The 20582-nt window shown below is 40.0% G+C and carries 17 protein-coding genes and 1 pseudogene; 15 read left to right on the top strand and 3 right to left on the bottom strand.

Features of this window, described 5'->3' with window-relative positions; translation table 11 throughout:
- Nucleotides 1-137: 137 nt before the first annotated feature.
- The 8 genes from QNH43_RS15875 to QNH43_RS15840 all read left to right on the top strand — a co-directional run bounded on the left by QNH43_RS15875 (nucleotide 138) and on the right by QNH43_RS15840 (nucleotide 10285).
- Nucleotides 138-2990 carry a 2-oxoglutarate dehydrogenase E1 component gene (locus QNH43_RS15875; protein WP_283914878.1) on the top strand — a complete coding sequence of 951 codons (2853 nt, stop codon included), beginning with the start codon at nucleotides 138-140 and terminating at the stop codon, nucleotides 2988-2990.
- A gap of 1 nt (nucleotide 2991) precedes the next feature.
- A complete protein-coding gene (gene odhB, locus QNH43_RS15870; protein ID WP_141993739.1) occupies nucleotides 2992-4260 on the top strand; it encodes a 2-oxoglutarate dehydrogenase complex dihydrolipoyllysine-residue succinyltransferase in 1269 nt (422 codons plus the stop codon).
- Nucleotides 4261-4479: 219 nt separating this feature from the next.
- Nucleotides 4480-5232: a DeoR/GlpR family DNA-binding transcription regulator gene (locus QNH43_RS15865; RefSeq protein WP_283914877.1), complete on the top strand. Its 753-nt coding sequence runs from the start codon at nucleotides 4480-4482 to the stop codon at nucleotides 5230-5232.
- Entirely contained in the window at nucleotides 5232-6152 is a 921-nt protein-coding gene (gene pfkB / locus QNH43_RS15860; RefSeq protein WP_283914876.1) for a 1-phosphofructokinase, read from the top strand. Before QNH43_RS15865 ends, pfkB begins: the two co-directional genes overlap by 1 nt.
- Before the next feature lie 4 nt (nucleotides 6153-6156).
- Complete coding sequence (locus QNH43_RS15855) at nucleotides 6157-8049, top strand: PTS fructose transporter subunit IIABC (RefSeq protein ID WP_283914875.1); 1893 nt, start codon at nucleotides 6157-6159, stop codon at nucleotides 8047-8049.
- 511 nt (nucleotides 8050-8560) lie between these two features.
- Complete coding sequence (locus QNH43_RS15850) at nucleotides 8561-8965, top strand: secondary thiamine-phosphate synthase enzyme YjbQ (RefSeq protein ID WP_283914874.1); 405 nt, start codon at nucleotides 8561-8563, stop codon at nucleotides 8963-8965.
- A gap of 39 nt (nucleotides 8966-9004) precedes the next feature.
- Nucleotides 9005-9580: a GNAT family N-acetyltransferase gene (locus tag QNH43_RS15845; protein WP_283914873.1), complete on the top strand. Its 576-nt coding sequence runs from the start codon at nucleotides 9005-9007 to the stop codon at nucleotides 9578-9580.
- A 105-nt stretch (nucleotides 9581-9685) separates the two neighbouring features.
- The gene (locus QNH43_RS15840) at nucleotides 9686-10285 is read left to right on the top strand and encodes a cell wall hydrolase (RefSeq protein WP_283914872.1); all 600 of its coding nucleotides are present in this window, start codon (nucleotides 9686-9688) and stop codon (nucleotides 10283-10285) included.
- A 68-nt stretch (nucleotides 10286-10353) separates the two neighbouring features.
- On the opposite strand, the gene QNH43_RS15835 is transcribed toward QNH43_RS15840, so the two are convergent.
- Complete coding sequence (locus tag QNH43_RS15835) at nucleotides 10354-10941, bottom strand: DUF2087 domain-containing protein (protein WP_283914871.1); 588 nt, start codon at nucleotides 10939-10941, stop codon at nucleotides 10354-10356.
- Nucleotides 10942-11099: 158 nt separating this feature from the next.
- On the opposite strand from QNH43_RS15835, the gene trhA reads away from it, so the two are divergent.
- Both trhA and QNH43_RS15825 read left to right on the top strand, forming a co-directional pair.
- The gene (gene trhA / locus QNH43_RS15830) at nucleotides 11100-11744 is read left to right on the top strand and encodes a PAQR family membrane homeostasis protein TrhA (RefSeq protein WP_283914870.1); all 645 of its coding nucleotides are present in this window, start codon (nucleotides 11100-11102) and stop codon (nucleotides 11742-11744) included.
- 98 nt (nucleotides 11745-11842) lie between these two features.
- A complete protein-coding gene (locus QNH43_RS15825) occupies nucleotides 11843-12328 on the top strand; it encodes a YusW family protein (RefSeq protein WP_283914869.1) in 486 nt (161 codons plus the stop codon).
- A 283-nt stretch (nucleotides 12329-12611) separates the two neighbouring features.
- Here the strand turns inward: QNH43_RS15825 and QNH43_RS15820 are convergent, their stop codons facing one another.
- Nucleotides 12612-13184: a biotin transporter BioY gene (locus QNH43_RS15820; protein WP_283914868.1), complete on the bottom strand. Its 573-nt coding sequence runs from the start codon at nucleotides 13182-13184 to the stop codon at nucleotides 12612-12614.
- A 326-nt stretch (nucleotides 13185-13510) separates the two neighbouring features.
- On the opposite strand from QNH43_RS15820, the gene QNH43_RS15815 reads away from it, so the two are divergent.
- From QNH43_RS15815 to QNH43_RS15800, 4 genes and pseudogenes are all read left to right on the top strand, one after another.
- Nucleotides 13511-14029 (top strand): NfeD family protein, encoded by a 519-nt coding sequence (locus QNH43_RS15815; protein WP_214787077.1) that lies wholly within the window; start codon nucleotides 13511-13513, stop codon nucleotides 14027-14029.
- Nucleotides 14030-14049: 20 nt separating this feature from the next.
- Complete coding sequence (locus QNH43_RS15810; RefSeq protein WP_283914867.1) at nucleotides 14050-15582, top strand: flotillin lipid rafts scaffold protein FloT; 1533 nt, start codon at nucleotides 14050-14052, stop codon at nucleotides 15580-15582.
- Between the two features lie 539 nt (nucleotides 15583-16121).
- Nucleotides 16122-16667, top strand: coding sequence for an HNH endonuclease family protein (locus tag QNH43_RS15805; RefSeq protein WP_283914866.1), 546 nt, complete (start codon nucleotides 16122-16124; stop codon nucleotides 16665-16667).
- A 29-nt stretch (nucleotides 16668-16696) separates the two neighbouring features.
- Nucleotides 16697-17023, top strand: a pseudogene (locus QNH43_RS15800) (transposase); the annotation flags it as partial.
- Between the two features lie 571 nt (nucleotides 17024-17594).
- Here QNH43_RS15800 and QNH43_RS15795 read toward each other — a convergent pair.
- A complete protein-coding gene (locus QNH43_RS15795; protein ID WP_214750194.1) occupies nucleotides 17595-17798 on the bottom strand; it encodes an alpha/beta-type small acid-soluble spore protein in 204 nt (67 codons plus the stop codon).
- 1274 nt (nucleotides 17799-19072) lie between these two features.
- On the opposite strand from QNH43_RS15795, the gene ltrA reads away from it, so the two are divergent.
- Entirely contained in the window at nucleotides 19073-20332 is a 1260-nt protein-coding gene (gene ltrA, locus QNH43_RS15790) for a group II intron reverse transcriptase/maturase (protein WP_283914588.1), read from the top strand.
- The last annotated feature ends 250 nt before the right edge of the window (nucleotides 20333-20582 follow it).

The raw sequence follows: 20582 nt of genomic DNA, 5'->3' as shown, positions 1-20582 counted from the left end.
TTATTATTCAATAACCAAAGTTATTTATTATATATCTTATATATATCATTTATTTGGGGAAAATTTAGAAGAAAGAAATTTGGGGATGGATAAAACGTAATGAAAAAAATTATGAGAAAAATTTGGGGGTTTACAAAATGACCATCAATGATTCTAAGGTATTAGACCACTGGAAAGCTTTTTCAGGTCCAAACCTTGGGTATGTCATGGAGCAATACGATCTATTTCTAGCAAACCCGGAAGAAGTGGATCCGGAACTGAAAAACTTTTTTGAAGTAGCAGGTCCTCCTTCATTCGATGTATCGGCAGAAACAACGATTGGAAGTGCACCAACTGTACAAACTGGAGAAGTTCTTCCAATGAAGAAAATTATGTCTGCAGTAAAGTTAGCTGAAAATATCCGTCATTACGGACATCTTGCTGCAAATATTTATCCTTTAAAAGAAGAAGCTCTGGACACTGAAGAAATTCACTTTGAAAAATATGGCTTGACTGCAGATGATTTAAGGAAAATACCGGCTGACTTTATTTGCCCGGAATCACCTGAAGACGTGAAAGACGGATACGAAGCCGTACAATACCTAAAACAACTCTATACAAAAACGATAGCCTTTGAATTTCACCATGTTAATGACTTGGATGAAAAGCAATGGCTTACTGATATGGTCGAATCCGGAAACATGTTCCCGGAAGTGACTAAAGAGAAAAGAGAACTATTACTTAAACGATTGAATGAAGTCGAAGGTTTCGAGAAATTCCTTCACCGCACGTATGTAGGGCAAAAACGTTTCTCTATTGAAGGACTGGATGCTTTGGTTCCGATTTTAGATGAAATGATTTCACAAACTGTTCAAAACGGAACGGGGAATGTGAATATTGCCATGGCTCACCGTGGACGTTTGAATGTGCTTGCACATGTATTAGGAAAGCCATATGAGGTCATTTTCTCTGAATTCCAACATTCACCTAATAAAGATTTGGTTCCTTCCGAAGGTTCGACAGGAATTAACAATGGATGGACCGGTGATGTTAAATACCATTTAGGTCTGGATAAACAGATAACTAAAGCAAATATACAAAAAGCAAGGATTACACTTGCCAATAACCCAAGTCACTTGGAAGTTGTCGGTCCAATCGTTGAAGGGTATTCTCGTGCGGCACAAGAAGACCGTTCAGAAAAAGGATTCCCGGTTCAAGACATTTCCAAATCTCTTGCAATCCTGATTCATGGTGATGCAGCATTCCCAGGTGAAGGTATTGTACCTGAAACGTTTAACTTAAGCCGTTTACGCGGTTATCAAGTTGGCGGCGCCATCCATATCATCGCCAATAACATGATCGGTTTTACAACGGAAAGTGAAGATTCACGTTCAACCTTATATGCTAGTGATTTGGCCAAAGGCTTTGAAGTGCCGATCGTGCATGTGAATGCAGATGATCCGGAAGCATGTTTGGCTGCTGTGAACCTTGCGAACCTTTATCGTGAAAAATACAACAAGGATTTCTTGATCGACCTGATCGGTTACAGACGTTTCGGCCATAACGAAATGGATGAGCCATTGGTGACTCAACCTGAAATGTATGCATTAATTCATAAGCACTTAACCGTTAAAGAGCTTTATGGAAAAAAACTGATTCAATCTGGCGAGTTCACTGAAGCTGAAGTTAAAGCGATTGCTGAGCAAGTCGATACAAGGCTTGCAGATGCATATGCGAAAATTTCCGGAAATAAACCGGAAGCTTCTAAAGAATGTAATCCTCCTGGGATTATTGAAAAAGGACTTCCAGCCATTGATACGGCAGTTCCGAAACAAGAACTTGTTACAATTAACGAAGAACTTGTTAAGTGGCCGGAAGGATTCACTCCTAATAAAAAATTAGGAAAGATCTTATCACGCCGCTTGGATTCCTTTGGTGCTGACGGAAAAATTGATTGGGCTCATGCTGAGACATTGGCATTTGCATCCATATTGAGTGACGGCACTCCAATCCGTCTGACAGGACAAGATTCAGAGCGTGGAACATTCGCACAACGTAATATCATGTTACATGATAGTGTTAACGGAAAAACATATTCACCACTTCACACACTAGAAACTGCCAAAGCATCCTTCGCTGTTCATAACAGCCCGCTTACTGAAACGGCAGTTCTGGCTTATGAATATGGTTATAATGTATTTGCACCTGAGACACTTGTATTATGGGAAGGCCAATTCGGTGATTTCGCTAATACAGCACAAGTGATCTTTGACCAATTCATCGCGGCAGGCCGTGCAAAATGGGGTCAAAAATCAGGTCTTGTCATGCTGCTTCCACATGGTTATGAAGGACAAGGACCAGAGCACTCAAGTGCACGCCTGGAGCGTTTCCTTCAATTAGCGGCTGAAAACAACTGGACAGTTGCCAACTTAAGTTCGGCAGCTCAATACTTCCATATTCTTAGAAGACAAGCTAAGATTTTGGATCAAGAGCAAGTACGTCCGCTTGTAATCATGACACCGAAGAGTATGCTTCGTAATCAAGTGATGGCTTCTACAGCAGAAGAATTCAGTGAAGGCTCTTTTGAATCATTCGTGGAAACCAAAGCTTTGGGCAAAAAACCTAAATCTGTTGAACGCATTGTTTTTGCATCAGGTAAATTGGCGGTTGAACTTCGTGAAAAAGCGGCAACTGAAAAAAATACAGATTGGTTGCAAATCATCAGTATCGAAGAAATTTATCCATTCCCATTCACTGGAGTTCAAGAAGCCCTGAAAAAATATACAAATCTTAAAGAAATCTTCTGGGCTCAAGAAGAACCTAAAAACATGGGTGCTTGGACATTTGTTGAACCACGCCTAAATGCAGCGGCTCCTGGCAATCTTTCAGTAACATATATAGGAAGGAAGCGCAGATCAAGCCCGGCTGAGGGAGATCCACTTGTCCATAAAAATGAACAACAACGGATTATGACTCAAGCAATTACACGCAATAATGAGGGGGAGAAATAAAATGGCTGAAGTAAAAGTACCTGAATTAGCAGAATCAATTTCTGAAGGATCTATTGCGCAATGGTTAAAACAACCCGGTGATCACGTTGAAAAAGGAGAATATGTCCTTGAACTTGAAACGGATAAAGTGAACGTAGAAATCATTTCAGATTATACTGGTACACTTTCGGAACATTTAGCAGAAGAAGGCGATACTGTCCAAGTTGGACAGGCTATCGCCATCGTTGATGAAAATGGTTCAGCTGCAGCAGCTCCAAAAGCCGAAGCTCCTAAAGTTGAAGAAGCTAAAGCAGAACCAGCTAAGGCTGAACAAGCGGCTCCTGCTAAAGAGGCTCCTAAAGCAGAAGCAAAAGAAGCATCATCCACTCAACAAGTTATTGCATCACCAGCTGCAAGGAAATTGGCTCGTGAAAAAGGAATTGACTTGACTCAAGTGCCTGTAGCCGATCCACTAGGTCGCGTACGTGTACAAGACGTAGAAGCAGCAAGTAATGCACCTGCAGCACCTGCGGCAGCTCCTAAACAAGCTCCTGCAGCTAAAAAAGCAGCAGCTCCTGTTGAAGTGAATGATGACCGCATTGAAGTGGTTAAGATGACACGCCGTCGTCAAACCATTGCCAAACGTCTAGTTCAAGTACAATCCGAAGCAGCCATGCTTACTACTTTTAACGAAGTCGATCTTTCTGCAGTCATGGAATTGCGTAGCCGCCATAAGGATTCTTTCGTGAAAACAAATGATGTTAAACTTGGTTTCATGTCATTCTTCACTAAAGCGGTCATTGGCGCATTGAAAAAATATCCGTTATTGAATGCTGAAATCCAAGGCGACCATATCCTGAAAAAGAACTTTTATGATATCGGTGTAGCTGTATCCACTGATGAAGGTCTTGTCGTTCCGGTAGTAAGGGATGCAGACCGCAAAAGCTTTGCTGAAATCGAGAAGAACATTTCCGATTTAGCTGTTAAAGCGCGTAACAACAAACTGGGACTTTCAGATTTATCAGGTGGTACTTTTACTATCACAAACGGCGGGACTTTCGGTTCCCTATTATCTACACCAATCTTGAATGCCCCTCAAGTTGGGATTTTGGGCATGCATACAATCAAGACTCGTCCAATCGCTGTTGGAGATCAAATCGAAAACAGACCAATGATGTACCTTGCATTATCTTATGATCACCGTATCGTTGACGGAAAAGAAGCTGTTGGTTTCTTAGTGGCTATCAAAGATATGCTGGAAGATCCAGAACAACTTTTACTTCAAGGCTAATAAAATAATGCGTACCCCCATGTCATCATGACATGGGGTTTTTTTTTGTGAAGAACTGAAAGGATATTTTCATAGAAAAAAAGATGAAGAAAGGTCATCTCTACCTATATGAATGTTTTTGAAGGTATTTTTGAATGGATATGATTATTTTTAAATGTTTTTGATTGATTATTGCTTCATTTTCATATATGATGATGATATTAAAGTGAGGTGGGCGAATTGTTGACAACTGAAAGGCACCAGTTCATCTTATCGATCCTTAAAGAACAAGGAACGGTAAAACTGCAAGAGCTTGTAGATCAGTTACAGGCCTCGGAGTCGACCATTCGGAGAGATTTAGTGCAACTCGAAGAAATGAAGCTCTTGAAACGCGTGCATGGTGGGGCCTCTTTACTTCAAAGAAAAGGCCTTGAACCAACAACTATGGAAAAGCAATACAAAGCAAGAGCTGAAAAACAACTTATAGCCAAGCTGGCGGCTTCATTCATAGAGAAAAATGATTGTATATATCTTGATGCAGGCACGACAACTGCGGAAATGATTCCTTTTTTAAAGGATAAAAATATAACGGTGCTGACGAATGGTCTTATGCATATTCCAAAACTCATCGAATTGGAAATCAAAACAGTGTTAGTGGGCGGAACGATAAAATTTTCGACAAATGCTGTTATTGGAAGTAATGCTGTACAGTTTTTGAATGAATACCGTTTTGATAAATGTTTCTTGGGAATGAACGGCATCCATCAAGATCTGGGTTTCACAACACCCGATCCGGAAGAAGCTCTACTGAAGAAGATGGCATTGCGCCTCTCTAACGAGTCATACGTGCTTGCTGACAGCTCCAAACTGAATGAAGCTACTTTCGCTAAGGTGGCAGATGTAAGCGATGCCATAATCCTTACTGACAGCAATGATGAAGAGGCCATTGCTCAACTCCATAAAAATCCAAAGATAAAGGTCGTGACCATTTAATGATTTATACAGTGACACTAAACCCATCCATCGATTACCTGGTCGAGGTGGAGAGTTTTCAATTGGGGAAGGTGAATCGAACCAGTTATGATGCAAAATTCCCAGGAGGGAAAGGGATCAATGTTTCCCGAGTGCTTAAAAGGCTGGGAAATAGCACGACAGCATTAGGATTCATCGGTGGACAAACTGGTGAATTTGTAAAAAGGTTTTTAAGACAAGAAGAGATTTTCACGGACTTTACAGAGATAGCTGGAGATACAAGAATAAACGTTAAATTGAAAACGGGGCTGGAGACTGAAATAAATAGCCAAGGGCCAATCATTTCAAAAGGGAATTATCAACAATTATTTAGTCAGATCGAACAGTTGAATGATGGTGATATCCTCATTTTGTCAGGAAGCATCCCTCCAAGCGTTCCCTCGGATGTATACGAAGCCATGGCAAGGACTTGTTCCCAGAACGGCATAAAAGTGGTGGTGGATACGAGTGGCAAGGAATTATTGAATGTCCTTCCGCACCGGCCATTTTTAATAAAGCCCAATCATCATGAACTTGGTGAGCTTTTTTCAACCGAAATAAGAACGGTTGATGATGCTAGGGAATATGGAGCTAAATTGGTTGAGGCAGGAGCACAAAACGTCATTGTTTCAATGGCGGGACAGGGGGCCGTGCTTTGCTCCGGTGGAGAGTCATATTCCGCAAATGTTCCAAAAGGGAACGTCATCAACTCAGTGGGTGCCGGTGATTCCATGGTCGCAGGTTTCATCGGGACATATGAAAGTACAGGGGATATTCTATCTTCTTTCCGCTTCAGTCTAGCAGCAGGAAGTGCTACAGCCTTTTCATCCGACCTCGGTACATTGGATAAAATTGAAGAGTTATTACCACAAATTTCTATCAATCATCTAACAGGAGGCTGACTCTATGAAAATTACAGACTTGTTAAAATTGGATACAATCATCATCAATCTGCAAAGCATTACAAAGCAAGCAGTCATTGATGAACTATCAGGAAAGCTAGCCGAGGCAGACAGGTTAAACGATGTGGAGGGATTCAAAGCTGCCATCTTAAAACGTGAAGAGCAAAGCACAACAGGGATTGGTGAGGGGATAGCCATACCACATGCAAAAACAAGTGCTGTAAGGGTACCTGCCATCTGTTTCGGCAAATCTGTCAGTGGTGTGGATTATGAATCGCTTGATGGGCAGCCGGCTCATTTGTTCTTTATGATTGCAGCAAGTGAAGGAGCGAATGCAGATCACTTGGAAACCCTTTCCCGGCTTTCTTCATTACTGATGGATGATAAATTCAGAACCCAATTGATTTCTGCTACTTCTGGTGAAGAAGTGTTGGAGATAATCAATCAAAAAGAAATGGAAGCCGATGAAGAGGAAGTAGAGGAGCAGCAATCAAGTAATGGTGCCAGTGGTAACAATGAAGGAGGTAAAATCCTAGCCGTTACAGCTTGTCCAACAGGAATTGCCCATACTTATATGGCTGCCGATGCGTTAAAGGCTAAAGCCAAGGAAATGGGAATCGATTTCAAAGTGGAAACAAATGGTTCCACAGGAATCAAAAATGGTTTAACCGCCGCAGAAATTGCTGAGGCGGATGCGATTATCGTTGCAGCTGATAAGCAGGTGGATATGGATCGTTTTAATGGAAAACATGTCATTATTGTCCCTGTGGCCCATGGGATCCGGAAGACAGAGGAGCTGTTAACCAGGGCCTTGAATCAGGATGCCCCTGTTTACAAAGGAACAGGAAACGATAAAAGTGATGAAGGTGAATCAGCAAAAGGAGGATTGGGGATTTACAAGCACTTAATGAATGGTGTAAGTAATATGCTTCCATTTGTCGTCGGGGGCGGAATCTTGATTGCACTTTCTTTCTTTTTTGGAATCGAGGCAGCCGATCCGGCAAATCCGGATTATAATCCCATTGCTAAAGCATTAAGTGATATTGGCGGGGGAAATGGTGCATTCTTCTTACTTGTCCCTGTCCTGGCTGGATTCATTGCTTCAAGTATTGCCGACCGACCGGGTTTTGCTCCTGGTATGGTAGGGGGATTATTGGCAGCACAGGCTAATGCCGGTTTTCTTGGCGGACTCATCGCCGGTTTCCTTGCAGGTTATGTCGTCTTACTATTAAGAAAATTGTTTTCCAGGTTACCGCAAACACTCGATGGCATTAAACCGGTTTTACTCTATCCTGTATTCGGTATGTTAATTACAGGGTTTATCATGATATTTCTCGTAAATGAACCTGTAACCGCAATTAACATGGGCCTGACCAATTGGCTGCAGGGCTTATCCGGCACGAACGCAATATTCCTTGGCTTGATTCTTGGGGGTATGATGGCTGTGGATATGGGAGGCCCCTTAAATAAAGCAGCATTCACTTTTGGGCTTGCAGCCATTGAAGCTCAAAGTTTCGGACCGCATGCTGCTGTAATGGCTGGTGGAATGGTTCCCCCTCTTGGAATCGCATTTGCAACTACATTCTTTAAAAGCAAATTCAGTGAAATGGAAAGGAAATCCGGATTCACTAATTACTTCATGGGTGCTTCATTCATTACAGAGGGAGCCATTCCTTTTGCCGCGGCAGATCCATTGCGCGTCATCGTCAGCAGTGTTGTTGGGGCAGCGACGGCTGGAGCCCTGTCAATGGCTTTTAGTGTAACTTTACCAGCACCACATGGGGGAATATTTGTCATCCCCCTAGTCAACCATCCTTTCCGCTATTTGCTGGCGATTTTAATAGGAGCTCTCATTACCGCTTTAATATTGGGATTCTGGAAAAAGAAACTAAAATGATGCACATTTAAAAGCGGGTCCGATAAACGGGCCCGCTTTTTATTATGTCCATTCCTAAATTCGATCCGTTTGCCGAAAGAATCGGATAAATATATACGGTTCACCCTGGATACCCTTTCATCTTCCGCAGGGCAGGATGCGCTTTTTTGGAAATGCAATTATCCTCCGTTCCGACATTTTTTAATCGATCCCCCGCCATTGGACCTTAATGATAGAGGCTTATTCACTTCCTGGAACATCAGTATCTCAGGGAAAAACTTCATTGAGTGGCCCTCGGCATTTTTGGGAGATGCTAATTGGTAATGATTGATTGACATAAAAATGAAGCGCACCTTGCAACCTCGCTAATAACTCCTTATATATCCAATTTCAAAGGGAAAAAGGTCATGATGAATAGGTGAATTTTTATACTTCCAACGATAAATGTATTATTCTTGAACCGTTTATAAAAGCATAAATGTAATGTTTAGGGGTAAAGGAGTATTAAAATGAACAAAAGGAGTGATCGTACATGCTGAAGAAAAATACCTTAAAAACGACGAAAAGGGATGATATGATTGATGTTACGACAGAAGTACAGGCATTCATCAAGGAAAATGGGATTCAAGAGGGAATAGCACTTATATATTGTCCACATACGACAGCAGGAATCACGATTAATGAAAATGCCGATCCCGATGTCAAAAAGGATATGCTAAGGAGACTGGATGAGCAATACCCATGGAATCATACATTGGATTTACATATGGAAGGAAACACGGCAGCCCATTTGAAATCAAGTACGGTTGGTTCTTCACAGCAGGTGATCATCGATAAAGGGAGCTTGATCCTTGGTACTTGGCAAGGTGTCTATTTTTGTGAATTCGATGGTCCTAGAGAAAGGCAATATTTTATTAAATTATGTGTTGACAGGTAAAATGGAAAGTACGGCAAGGTTGAAGTGGGAGGAAGCGGATTGGACGATGTTTGGATTGAAGGAAGTAAAGTAATATTGAGGAATGTTAAGCAAGCCGATTTAAAACGTTTATGGAGCCTGAAATATGGAGAAGCAGATCCAGAATGGAAAAAGTGGGATGCACCTTATCATCCACTTGAACTCATTGATTTCCAAACGTATATCGATAAAGAAACGAAGCATAGAACCTATGATGAAAAAATGGGGGCATACTCTGAGCTATTAATGGAAAAAAACGATCAAATAATAGGATCTGTTGTATATTACTGGGAACATGAACCTTCACGTTGGCTTGAAATCGGAATTACGATATTTGAGCCCAAGTATTGGAATGGCGGTTATGGAACAGAAGCGTTAATGTTATTCATAAGCTATTTATTCGAAAAAATGGAGATTGAACGGGTTGGTCTGACGACTTGGTCGGGTAATGAACGTATGATCGCAGTTGGAGAAAAGGTAGGCATGCAAGTAGAGGGAAGGATGAGAAAATGCCGTTATCATGATGGTCATTATTATGATTCAATCAAAATGGGAATGCTACGGGAAGAATGGGAATCATTAAAATTTCGAAGTTAATAGACCCTTGAAAATTTTTCCTTCATTTCCTTGGAAAAAATTTAGCACTGTTTTCTCACATATGGTCTGTTATCCTAGGAAGATGCTTAACGAGGAGGTTACAGGATGAAATTATCAGTTATAATAACCGTGATAATGACTCTAAGTGTCATCATACTTGGGATAGCTTTTCCTAAGGGAACGACCAGTAAAGCTTCGGATGGAGCAACCAAACATGTCATTAAACAAGGTGAATCGATATGGGATATTGCGAAGCAGTACGGTGTTCCTATCGGCAAGTTGAAAGAAGTCAATAATAATGTAAATAATGTTGCCGAGCCCGGTAAAACATTGATTATTCCACATGTGATGAATGAAAAAGATAAAGAATTATTAGCAAGGCTCGTACATGCAGAAGCTAAAGGGGAGCCATACAGAGGTAAGGTCGAGGTGGCAGGAGTTGTTTTGAATCGCCTTGATAGCGATGAATTTCCTGATACGGTACGGGAAGTGATTTATCAAAAAAACCAATTCTCGCCTGTTGGTGATGGCAGTATAAATAAACCAGCAGGAAATGATGCCAAGAAAGCTGTCAATGAAGCATTGGCGATCCATGGCTATACAAATGATGCCTTGTATTTTTGGAATCCTAGTATTTCGGACAGTGAATGGATGAAACAATTAGAGGTAATAAAAATTATCGGCGGCCACCATTTTGCCATATAAACTACATTAAAAACCGGCTTTCCATATGGGAGGCCGGTTTTTTATTTTTGAAACCTTCCGTTAAACGATTAAACGATTTCCGCCCACATCTCGCGGGGATTCAATTCATAAATGCTGTTTTCACGGTACATGATACTCCCGATAATGAGTTCACGCCTTATTGTTGCATAATCATCATGGAAAGACTGGATGAATTCATTCAATTCGTTTTCCGGATACTTACGTCCCTTTTCCAAAAGGCTGGCTATATGATGAAGAACGATCATTTTCTTTTTTCTCTGTGCAGGTATGGTTTTTAGTCGACCATCTGGCATCAAAAAGTTTTCAAGGATCTTTTTGTGTTCTAAATTCAGCTTTTGATTATCCATTTTATTGGAATCCCCCTTAGTTGAAACCATTTTAGGTAATGCTGATGAATAATGATTCAGGACATCCTCATTCAAAAAATAATATACCGTATTTTTTTCCCTTCGATCTTTAACTAAATTAATGTCCTTCAATTTAGTTAAATGGTGTGATATGGTCGGTGCCGTCAATTTTAATATTCCGGCAAGTGCCTGTCCGTGTTTTGGACCATTTGCCAGGATGGATATAATTCTAATCCTTGTTACATCACCAATCGTTTTATGGAATGCGACCAATTTTTCTAATTGCACTTTTATCCCTCCTCTAATTAGATTATCATCTAATTAGATAATAATCTAATTAAGAGGTGATAATCAAGTTAATATTCACTTTTCTATATTGCTTGGAAGATCTGATGTATACTTTGGTTGGATACTAAAAAATTAATCCAAAATTAAGGAGCTGTAACATGGCCAATACACATGTTTATACAAAAAAAGAAGAAGTGGTCAATGCGATAACCCACGGTGTCGGCGTTTTGTTAAGTATTGCAGCACTTGTGTTTTTAATCATATTCTCAGCCCAAACAGGATCGACTTGGCATATAGTCATTTCAGTCATTTATGGTGTTTCCATGCTACTTTTATACGTCTCTTCCACTTTAGTGCATAGTTTTCCAGAGGGCAGAACAAAGGATATATTTGAAATCTTTGATCATTCAGCCATATATATATTCATTGCAGGAACATACACGCCCATCATGCTTCTAGTGATCCAAGGGTCACTAGGCTGGACACTCCTGGGTATAATTTGGGGAGTTGCAATAATTGGGGTCGTCTTCAAGGCTTTCTATGTGAAAAAATTCCTCTTCCTTTCGACGATTCTCTATATTGCAATGGGATGGATGATCGTTATCGTTTGGGGACCACTTACGGCAACGATGCCTTCAGCGGGTATCCAGTTACTGATTGCAGGGGGATTGCTTTATACTATTGGAGCCATATTTTATGTTTGGCGCGGTTTTCCGTTTCATCACGCGGTTTGGCATGTATTCGTGCTTGGGGGATCTGTCACACACTTTTTTGCGGTATTGTTTTATATCCTTCCACTATGATCACTTGGTCGATTTGATGTATTTGAGGAATTCTTGAGTTTTAATTGACCTCTGGTAGGAAATAAATAAGGTATACAGACTAAAGGAGGAAAAAACTAATGAGAAGATCAATCAAAATATTATCAGTGCCGTTTGCCGCTATGCTAGTGTTGGCTGGATGCGGCGAAGATAACGATGAATTGAAAAACCCGCCGGTTCAGGAAAATGAAAATCAAGCTGATAATAATCCTGAAACGGGAACGGATAATAATGAAAAACTGCCTTTCACTTATAAGGATTTTCAATTGGAAGTGGATTATACAGGCAATGATAACGAATACGAAGCTGAATATGATACAATGGGAGCTCAAACAGAAGCTTCGATCGAGGACAAACTTAACAAGCATGAAGTTCACGGTGATGAAGCAATGAAAGAATTGACCCCGATTCTGGAAAAATTGACATTCACCAAAGATTCATCAGAGGAGGAAGTCATTCAAGAAGTGACAAAAGCTTTTAATTTGAAGGATGACTATCAAGAATTTGATTTAGAGGTCATTTTCGAAGATGGTACGAAAAAAGAATATAAAGTGAATAATAAGTAACTAAAACAGTTACCATATTCTTCCTTGAACAATGAAATGGCAGCAAGTTCATGTGTATCCTCAATGGTTGTCAAATTACTGTTACTATAGTAAAATGATTACGGTTAGCAAAGGGGATCATATACATTTGCTATTCATATTCGGACTTATGGGGATAGGACCGCAATAATTACTTGTAAAAAGATTCTTATTTAAGAGTCTTTTTTTTTGTGAAAGTGTTCGGGAGTTTGAATATAATGAAAGGGAGTGTACCACAATCGGTACCCTCCCTTTCATTTACCCATCATTGGGAAAGTGGTGCATTATTTTTTGGCAGCATATTAGCAGAGGCTAACCTTGAACGGATTGTAATGCCAAGCCATGACGCAAGGAATGCCTTTAAAACACCTACGATTATAAATGGAGTAAAACCGCTGGCAAACGCCACTGGCCAAGATAATGAACTCATATATTTTAACCAAACCGTACCGATGACCAAAGTAATTATCATCCCGATTGTATTTGCCAGGAAAGCCATTGCAACTGAGAAACGGATTTTTTCCAATATCAAACCCGTTATATATACTGTCGGGATATAGGATAATAAATAACCGCCTGTCGGACCGAATATCTTAGCTAATCCTCCAGACATTTCAGCGAATACCGGCACTCCCGCTGCCCCTATGAACAAGTATAATAAAACGGAAGAAGTTCCATAACGTGAACCGAGTATCGTTGCTGCCAGTCCGACTGCTAGAGTCTGTCCTGTAATCGGTACTAAAGGCAGTGGAATTGTAATTTGGGCAAGTATCCCTATAAGTGCTGCAAATAAAGCTGTAACCATCATCATTCTTAACTTCTCATGACGTTCCTTCATTGTGCTTCCCCCTAATGTAAACCTATTTATATGGCGAGTTAACATATAAAGAATTTTAATATGTTAACTAAACACTGTCAATGATATTATGGATTTTAATTCATTAATGATTTATTAGACTACATTGTTTGTAAGTGAAAACAAGGGTAAAATTCAAAACTTGGAAAATAAATGAAACTTTTTTAATGCATCATTCGTATGAATGGTAAGCGAAGTAAATGGAGGTGATTATAACAAAAGACTATCAATGCTGGTAAAACGCTTATCCCAGGTCCTAAAAAAATAGTAAGCGGCTTGGAAAAAATCGAATTTAAAGGATGAAAGAGATGGAGTTATTTGGGGTTCCATTAGAAACAGTCTATTTATATGGATTAATTATATTCGGGGGGCTAACATTCTTATTTATCTTGTTTAATGATATATTTTCCGGCCTTGAATTACCGGATATATTTAATCCTACACTCATTTTTAGCTTTTTGACCGTGTTTTTTGCAAGTGGGTTTTTGCTTGAATCGCTTTCAGGACTCCATGCTGGATTGAGTGCCGGCATTTCGCTGATCATTTCATTTACCATCGTCACTTTACTGAATGTATTTGTTTTGATTCCCATCTCATCAGCGGAAGAAAGTTTGACATTTCATGATAATGATCTGAGAGGGAGGGTCGGCAGGGTTCTGACATCAATCCCGGTTGACGGGTTTGGGGAAGTCCTGATTGAAAGCATCAGTGGAAGCATCGCGAAAACTGCGGCCAGTTATAAGAATGAAGGAATTGTTTCGGATTCAAAGGTCTTGATCATCGAAGTTAAAAACGGGGTTGTCTATGTTATGCCCCACCAGGATTAAAAAAAGGTTGGAGGTAGGGTATGTTTAATTTGGTTTGGATTGTTGTCGCCATTGTTGCATTTTTACTTATCGCACTTATTGCTGTCTTTATTACGAAATATCGCACGGCTGGTCCTGATGAAGCATTGATCGTGACTGGAAGCTACTTAGGGAGCAAAAATGTTCACATCGACGAATCAGGAAATAAAATTAAAATCGTCCGCGGAGGGGGTGCTTTCGTTCTCCCGGTGTTCCAGCAAGCGGAACCACTTAGCTTGTTGTCAAGCAAGCTTGAGGTCTCAACTCCTGAAGTATATACAGAACAGGGAGTTCCAGTCATGGCTGATGGTGTATCGATAATCAAGATTGGCGGTTCGATCACCGATATTGCCACAGCGGCGGAGCAATTCCTAGGTAAATCCAAAGATGACCGTGAACAGGAAGCGAGGGAAGTCCTGGAGGGGCATCTTCGTTCCATCCTTGGGTCGATGACAGTCGAGGAAATTTATAAAAACCGCGAAAAGTTTTCCCAGGAAGTACAGAGGGTAGCCTCGCAGGATTTAGCTAAAATGGGACTCATCATCGTATCGTTCACCATTAAAGATGTTCGGGACAAAAATGGATATCTTGAATCTCTTGGTAAGCCAAGAATCGCACAAGTAAAGAGGGATGCCGATATAGCTACCGCAGAAGCAGAGAAAGAAACGCGAATCAAGCGCGCAGAAGCATCGAAGGAAGCCCAGCGTGCCGAACTTGAAAGGGCAACGGAAATTGCCGAAGCCGAAAAAATCAACAAGCTAAAGGTTGCGGAATTCCGTCGCGAGCAGGATATTGCCAAAGCACGAGCTGACCAAGCTTACGATCTTGAAACGGCTAGATCTAAACAGGATGTAACAGAACAGGAAATGCAAATCAGGATCATTGAACGTCAGAAGCAAATTGAGCTGGAGGAAAAAGAAATCCTTCGCCGTGAAAAGCAATATGATTCCGAAGTGAAGAAAAAGGCGGATGCCGACCGTTATGCGGTAGAGCAGGCGGCTTCCGCAAATAAAATGAAACAGATAACGGAAGCGGATGCCGATAAGTATAAAATCGAAGCCATGGCAAAAGCCGAAGCGGAACGCGTCCGCATGGATGGTCTTGCTAAAGCGGACGCACAAAGGGCCCAAGGTACGACAGAAGCGGAAATCATCCGGTTAAAAGGGGTAGCAGAGGCCGAAGCCAAGCAGAAGATTGCCGAAGCATTTGAACAGTTCGGTCAGGCAGCCGTCATGGATATGATCTTGAAAATGCTTCCGGAGTATGCCAAACAAGTGGCAAGTCCGCTTAGTAATATCGACAAGATCACTGTAGTGGATACAGGTGGAAGCGGTGCGAATGGCGGGGCCAATAAAGTGACTGGCTATGCAACGGATTTAATGGCCACATTGCAGGAGTCATTAAAGGCATCTTCGGGAATCGATGTTAAAGACTTACTTGAGAATTTCTCAGGAAAACGAAATTTGCCATTTACAACCATCAGTCAGGAGAATGTCGAAGCGAACATGAATATGGCAGCAAGCAAGGAAGAGTAACGATATTCAGATAGGTTATTGGACTTACTTATAGAGAATAAAATAACAAGGAATACAGTAATACTCAAATGACCAATAAAATTGGTATATTACTAAATGAAAAAGTTGAAATAGAACCAAAGATTTGAAAATATAGTTATTAAATAAATTTGGTATAACAATAAGGCTCTTTAATTGATGGGTTTATTAGCGAATAGAGTAGTGCTGGAGAGTTAAATAGAGAATGTTAAAGTATCAAACATAGGATTCTTTGTTAGCATAAATAAAAATAAACAACCAAGGATGATTGGTTGTTTATTTTTTGCTTTTTAAATAAGCCTAAATTGGTTTTTAGTTTCGCTATTACTAAATGTTTGAAACCTATATTTGGATGCACTTAAAACTTTATCTATTTGATCATCTGAACTTAATTGCATTGAGTTATAAATTTTAAAACAAAAAAGCTTTTTACTTATCTTTTGACAATGTCACCTTATTTGTTGCAATCAAAGTCTTTATCATTTAAAAAAACACGAGACATAGTTAGAATTTACAATCATTTGGCTTTAGAATCGTTCAATAAAGAAATGCCAGTTTCTTATATTGTTGATTATCTTAAGAGGAGAACCCCATCTGATACTGAATTTTATTTAAACTTCCAGAACCGGGATTTTACAAGGTCAGCACAAACGAAATATATCTTAGAAATGATCGAAAATGCACTAACAAACAACACCAGAGAAAAAACGATAAGTGGTCGGAGTGATGTTCACATCGAACATATTATGCCAAGGGAATTACTAAGGGAAAGAAATAAAGTCATTGAAAATTCTTGGCAAAAAGAACTAGGAACAAGAGCTTCTGAATATTCAATGTTCGTTAATAGAATTGGGAACCTTACGCTGCTTGGAAGTGAATTAAACATTACTGCATCTAATTATCCTTTTATTGAAAAGAAAAAAAAATATGAGCAATCCATCATAATGCTAACCAAAGAAATTTGCCAAGAAGACAAATGGACCTTCGAAGAAATAAATATAAGGAGTGTGTATCTTGCGGGCATAGCTAAAAAGATATGGAATTTCAATAATCTTGATTTGAAGTAGTGTTTTTTTAGATTATCACCCTTTGTTGTTTTTCACACGGTAATTCTTTACTTCGGCACGCTGGGTTGCATCTGGCTGAAGCAAGCTCTGGTAAGTGGAAAGGTCAAAATGTCATCTCTAAGCGAGGGCGATCCAGGCTAAGACGTTTCCTTTACTTAGCCACCATGAGCCTTGTGATGAATAACACGGAATTTCGAGCTATTCACTCCCATAATGTTAAGGTTAAAAAAATGAAGAAAATGAAATCGATTATGAAATTGGTAGGTAAGCGAGCCAGGATATTTGTTGGAATAGCACGCAGAAACGAGGCTTATTGTGCAGATAAAGTTCAACCTATTACTGAACTGGTTGCGTAGTTTTAAAAGGGGAGTTTTTAATTAGGTTCTCGAAGAGAACCTTCAAAAACTAATTTTCATAGACTTTTTCTTTTTACGAATGTTGACTTATTCGTAGGATTTCAAATATGTACGGAGTACCAGATTTCTTCAACAAAAGAGAACTGACCCATCAGGTTAGCATAACTGGCCTCCACCCCTTGGATAGGCATGACGAAGGAATGATAGGGCAAATGACCCGTTGAGACATGGGAGGGAAAGCCTCCAGGGGCGGTGTGGAGAATGTACATTATATGGTGAAATGTGGGGTCTTGTACAACTCCTTTATTTAACTATGCCTTCACGAAATCTTCATGTCCTGAAATCACTCCATTTAACCGTGACCTTACAATCAAGGGTTATGAAATCCTGCGAATAAGTGAGCATTCGAGAGATATTTGCATCAAACTGAGGGAGTTGAATAAGCGTAGTATATTCGTAATGCGACATAGCAAAATAACAGCTACTGATGTTTATGTTTCTTTTTTGAAATTTGTAAAATTATAAATAGGGATAGTCCAACCACTATCCCTAACATTACATATGATTTCGATTAACGAGTTCTTCCGCCTAATTGTTGTTCAGCCATTTGCACTAAACGTTTTGTAATTTCTCCACCAACAGATCCGTTTGCACGAGATGTTGTATCAGCGCCAAGTGTAACACCGAATTCACTAGAGATTTCGTATTTCATTTGTTCTAGAGCTTGCTCTGCACCATTAACTACTAATTGATTACTGTTGTTATTTCTAGCCATGTTGTCAGCTCCTATGAATGTAATGTGTTGCTAGTCATAGGTTTTGATATTGTTAAGAGTTATATACATAGAATTTAAAATAAATTAAGGCAGTGATTAAGTGAAATTAAAACTCATCTGTAGCTCTAGAAGGGAAGAGCACAGGAAAACATTGAAGCCACCGGGTCGCAAGGTAAGGGTTTCAGAAGCTCCGAAAAGCAAATAATCTGAAGCAGAGGCTTTCTCCTCCTATTGCACAGTTTGTGTCAACTATACAATAAGGCAGGTTGCTGAGGTTGCCTTTTAACGGGCAGTTTAGTTCCATAAGAATTATGGTTTTTTGTGGTAAGATTAATAGAGGAAGGATAATAAGGGGGGGATAACTATGGAAGGGTTGGAAATATACGATTTTTTAAGATTAGTTTTTATTACTTTTATAATTAGTTTAATTGTTATTCCATTATTTTATTGGCTCAAAAGAAACGAAGCAACCTCGTTAATGGATTCACAGTTAGTATTACTTCGATAATTTCAATAATTGTTTCTGGTATTAATCTTATTATTATGGGATATATAGCTGATGAATTAAATTTAGGAGGAGACGTTATTTCCTCATATTTGTTTCTAATAATTTTAGGGTTAAGCATATTTAATTTGTTTATTTACTTTAAAAATAAAAACAGTATTATTAGTGCCTAATAAATAAAATTTTGTTCTTAAAGGAGTTGTTAAGGCAACTCCTTTCGTGCGCCCGGCATGGGTGCAATCTATAGGGTGAAAGTCCCGAACCATGAAGGCAGTAGTAGTGGTTAGCTTAATGCAAGGGTGTCCACGGCGACGTGGAATCTGAAGGAAGCAAGCGGCAAACCTCCGGTCTGAGGAACACGAACTTCATATTAGGCTAGGTATCATTGGATGAGTTTGCGAAACAAAACAAAGTCCTTACTGCCGAAGGTGGTACAGAGTAAATGAAGCAGATAGATGGAGGGAAAGATTGCACTCTTACCCGGGGAGGTCTGATGACAGCCAAGTACACTTGGTAACCTGTCCAGTGATGGACAGCTGAATCATCAGAAGTCAGCAGAGGTCATAGTACTTGTCTACTCGAGAAGATAAGGAAGGACCGAACAGATTAAGGAGGATGAATACTGGGCGTTCGTTATCTGCGAAGAAGCAAACAATTCCTAACGGAACTTATTTGAGGGAAGAAGTGGTGAATACACGGGGAACTTCAAAAGGGCGGAGCAGATAAAGGCACAAATAGACCATTTATCCACGTAGAAAGGATATCAACGATGTTAATGGAACAGATACTAGAGAGGGAAAACTTAATACAGGCATTGAAGCGTGTAGAAAGAAATAAGGGAAGCCATGGTGTAGATGGAATGCCGGTTCAAAACCTGAGACCGCACCTCGCAACCGAATGGTACAACATGAAAACTGCCCTTTTACAGGGTACCTATCAACCGCAGCCCGTCCGTCGTATCGAAATCCCGAAACCAAACGGCGGAGTTCGGCTATTGGGTATTCCAACCGTTCTAGACCGTTTCATTCAACAAGCCATTGCCCAAATATTGACCAAGATATATGACTCAACCTTTTCGGAGAATAGCTATGGGTTTCGCCCTAACAAACAAGGGCACCAGGCGGTTCGAAAGGCAAAGTCCTATATAACCGAAGGTTATACATGGGTAGTGGATATGGACTTGGAGAAGTTCTTCGATAAAGTGAATCATGACAAGCTCATGGGAATGTTAGAGCGGAAAATTGAAGATAAACGAGTTCTCAAACTGATTCGTAAATTCCTTCAAGCAGGCATTATGATAGGCGGACTTTTTCATAAAAGTGAGGAGGGAACTCCGCAAGGAGGTCCGTTAAGTCCTATATTATCTAATATCATGTTAGACGATTTAGATAAAGAACTAGAGAAACGTAATCTTCGATTCGTAAGGTATGCGGATGACAGTACTATCTTTGTGAAGACACGAAAAGCCGCTAAACGTGCAATGGGAAATATCTCAAACTTCATTGAAAATAATCTGAAGCTAAAGGTCAACTACGAGAAGTCGAAGTATGATCGCCCTTGGAACAGAACGTTTCTCGGTTTTAGTTTCACGAAGTCAAAGAACCCGAAGGTTCTACTGGCTAAACAAACGGTGAAGAGAGTAAAGAAACGAATCAGGGAAATGACCTCGAGGAAATCACCGATACCCATGAAACTCCGAATAAATAAGTTAAAGCAATACCTTAGAGGTTGGATGGGGTATTTCGCCCTCATTGATACTCCGAACGTATTGAAGAATTTAGATTCATGGATTCGAAGAAGACTCAGGATGTGCCTATGGAAACAATGGAAATTACCAAGAACGAGGGTGAGGAAACTCAAAGGATTAGGCGTCCCACTTGGAAAAGCATATGAATGGGGAAATAGCAGAAAGGGTTATTGGCGCATAGCGCATAGTCCTATTCTAGACAAAATCCTTAATAATGTTTATTGGCTCCACCAAGGGTTAGTAAATCTATATGAACGATATACAAAACTACGTCAGACTTAAACTGAACCGCCGTATACCGAACGGTACGTACGGTGGTGTGAGAGGTCGGAGGCTAGGCGCCTCCTCCTACTCGATTTAATGTACGATTCTTACAATAATCATACTTTCAAAACCTAATAGAAAAAACCCCTTGGTTACCAATTGGATTTTTTTTATTTCGCAAATAAAATTTATTCATGATAAGATAAAAAAATCAAATACTAGTAAGGCAGGGCGGAGGTCAGTCAATTCTGGCTCCATCCTGCCTTTT

Origin of the sequence: Peribacillus simplex (assembly GCF_030123325.1) — a bacterium.
In the GTDB taxonomy this organism is placed as follows: domain Bacteria; phylum Bacillota; class Bacilli; order Bacillales; family DSM-1321; genus Peribacillus; species Peribacillus simplex_D.
The sequence above is the reverse complement of the archived record's forward strand: the minus strand, read 5'-3'. Positions and strand labels throughout refer to the sequence as shown.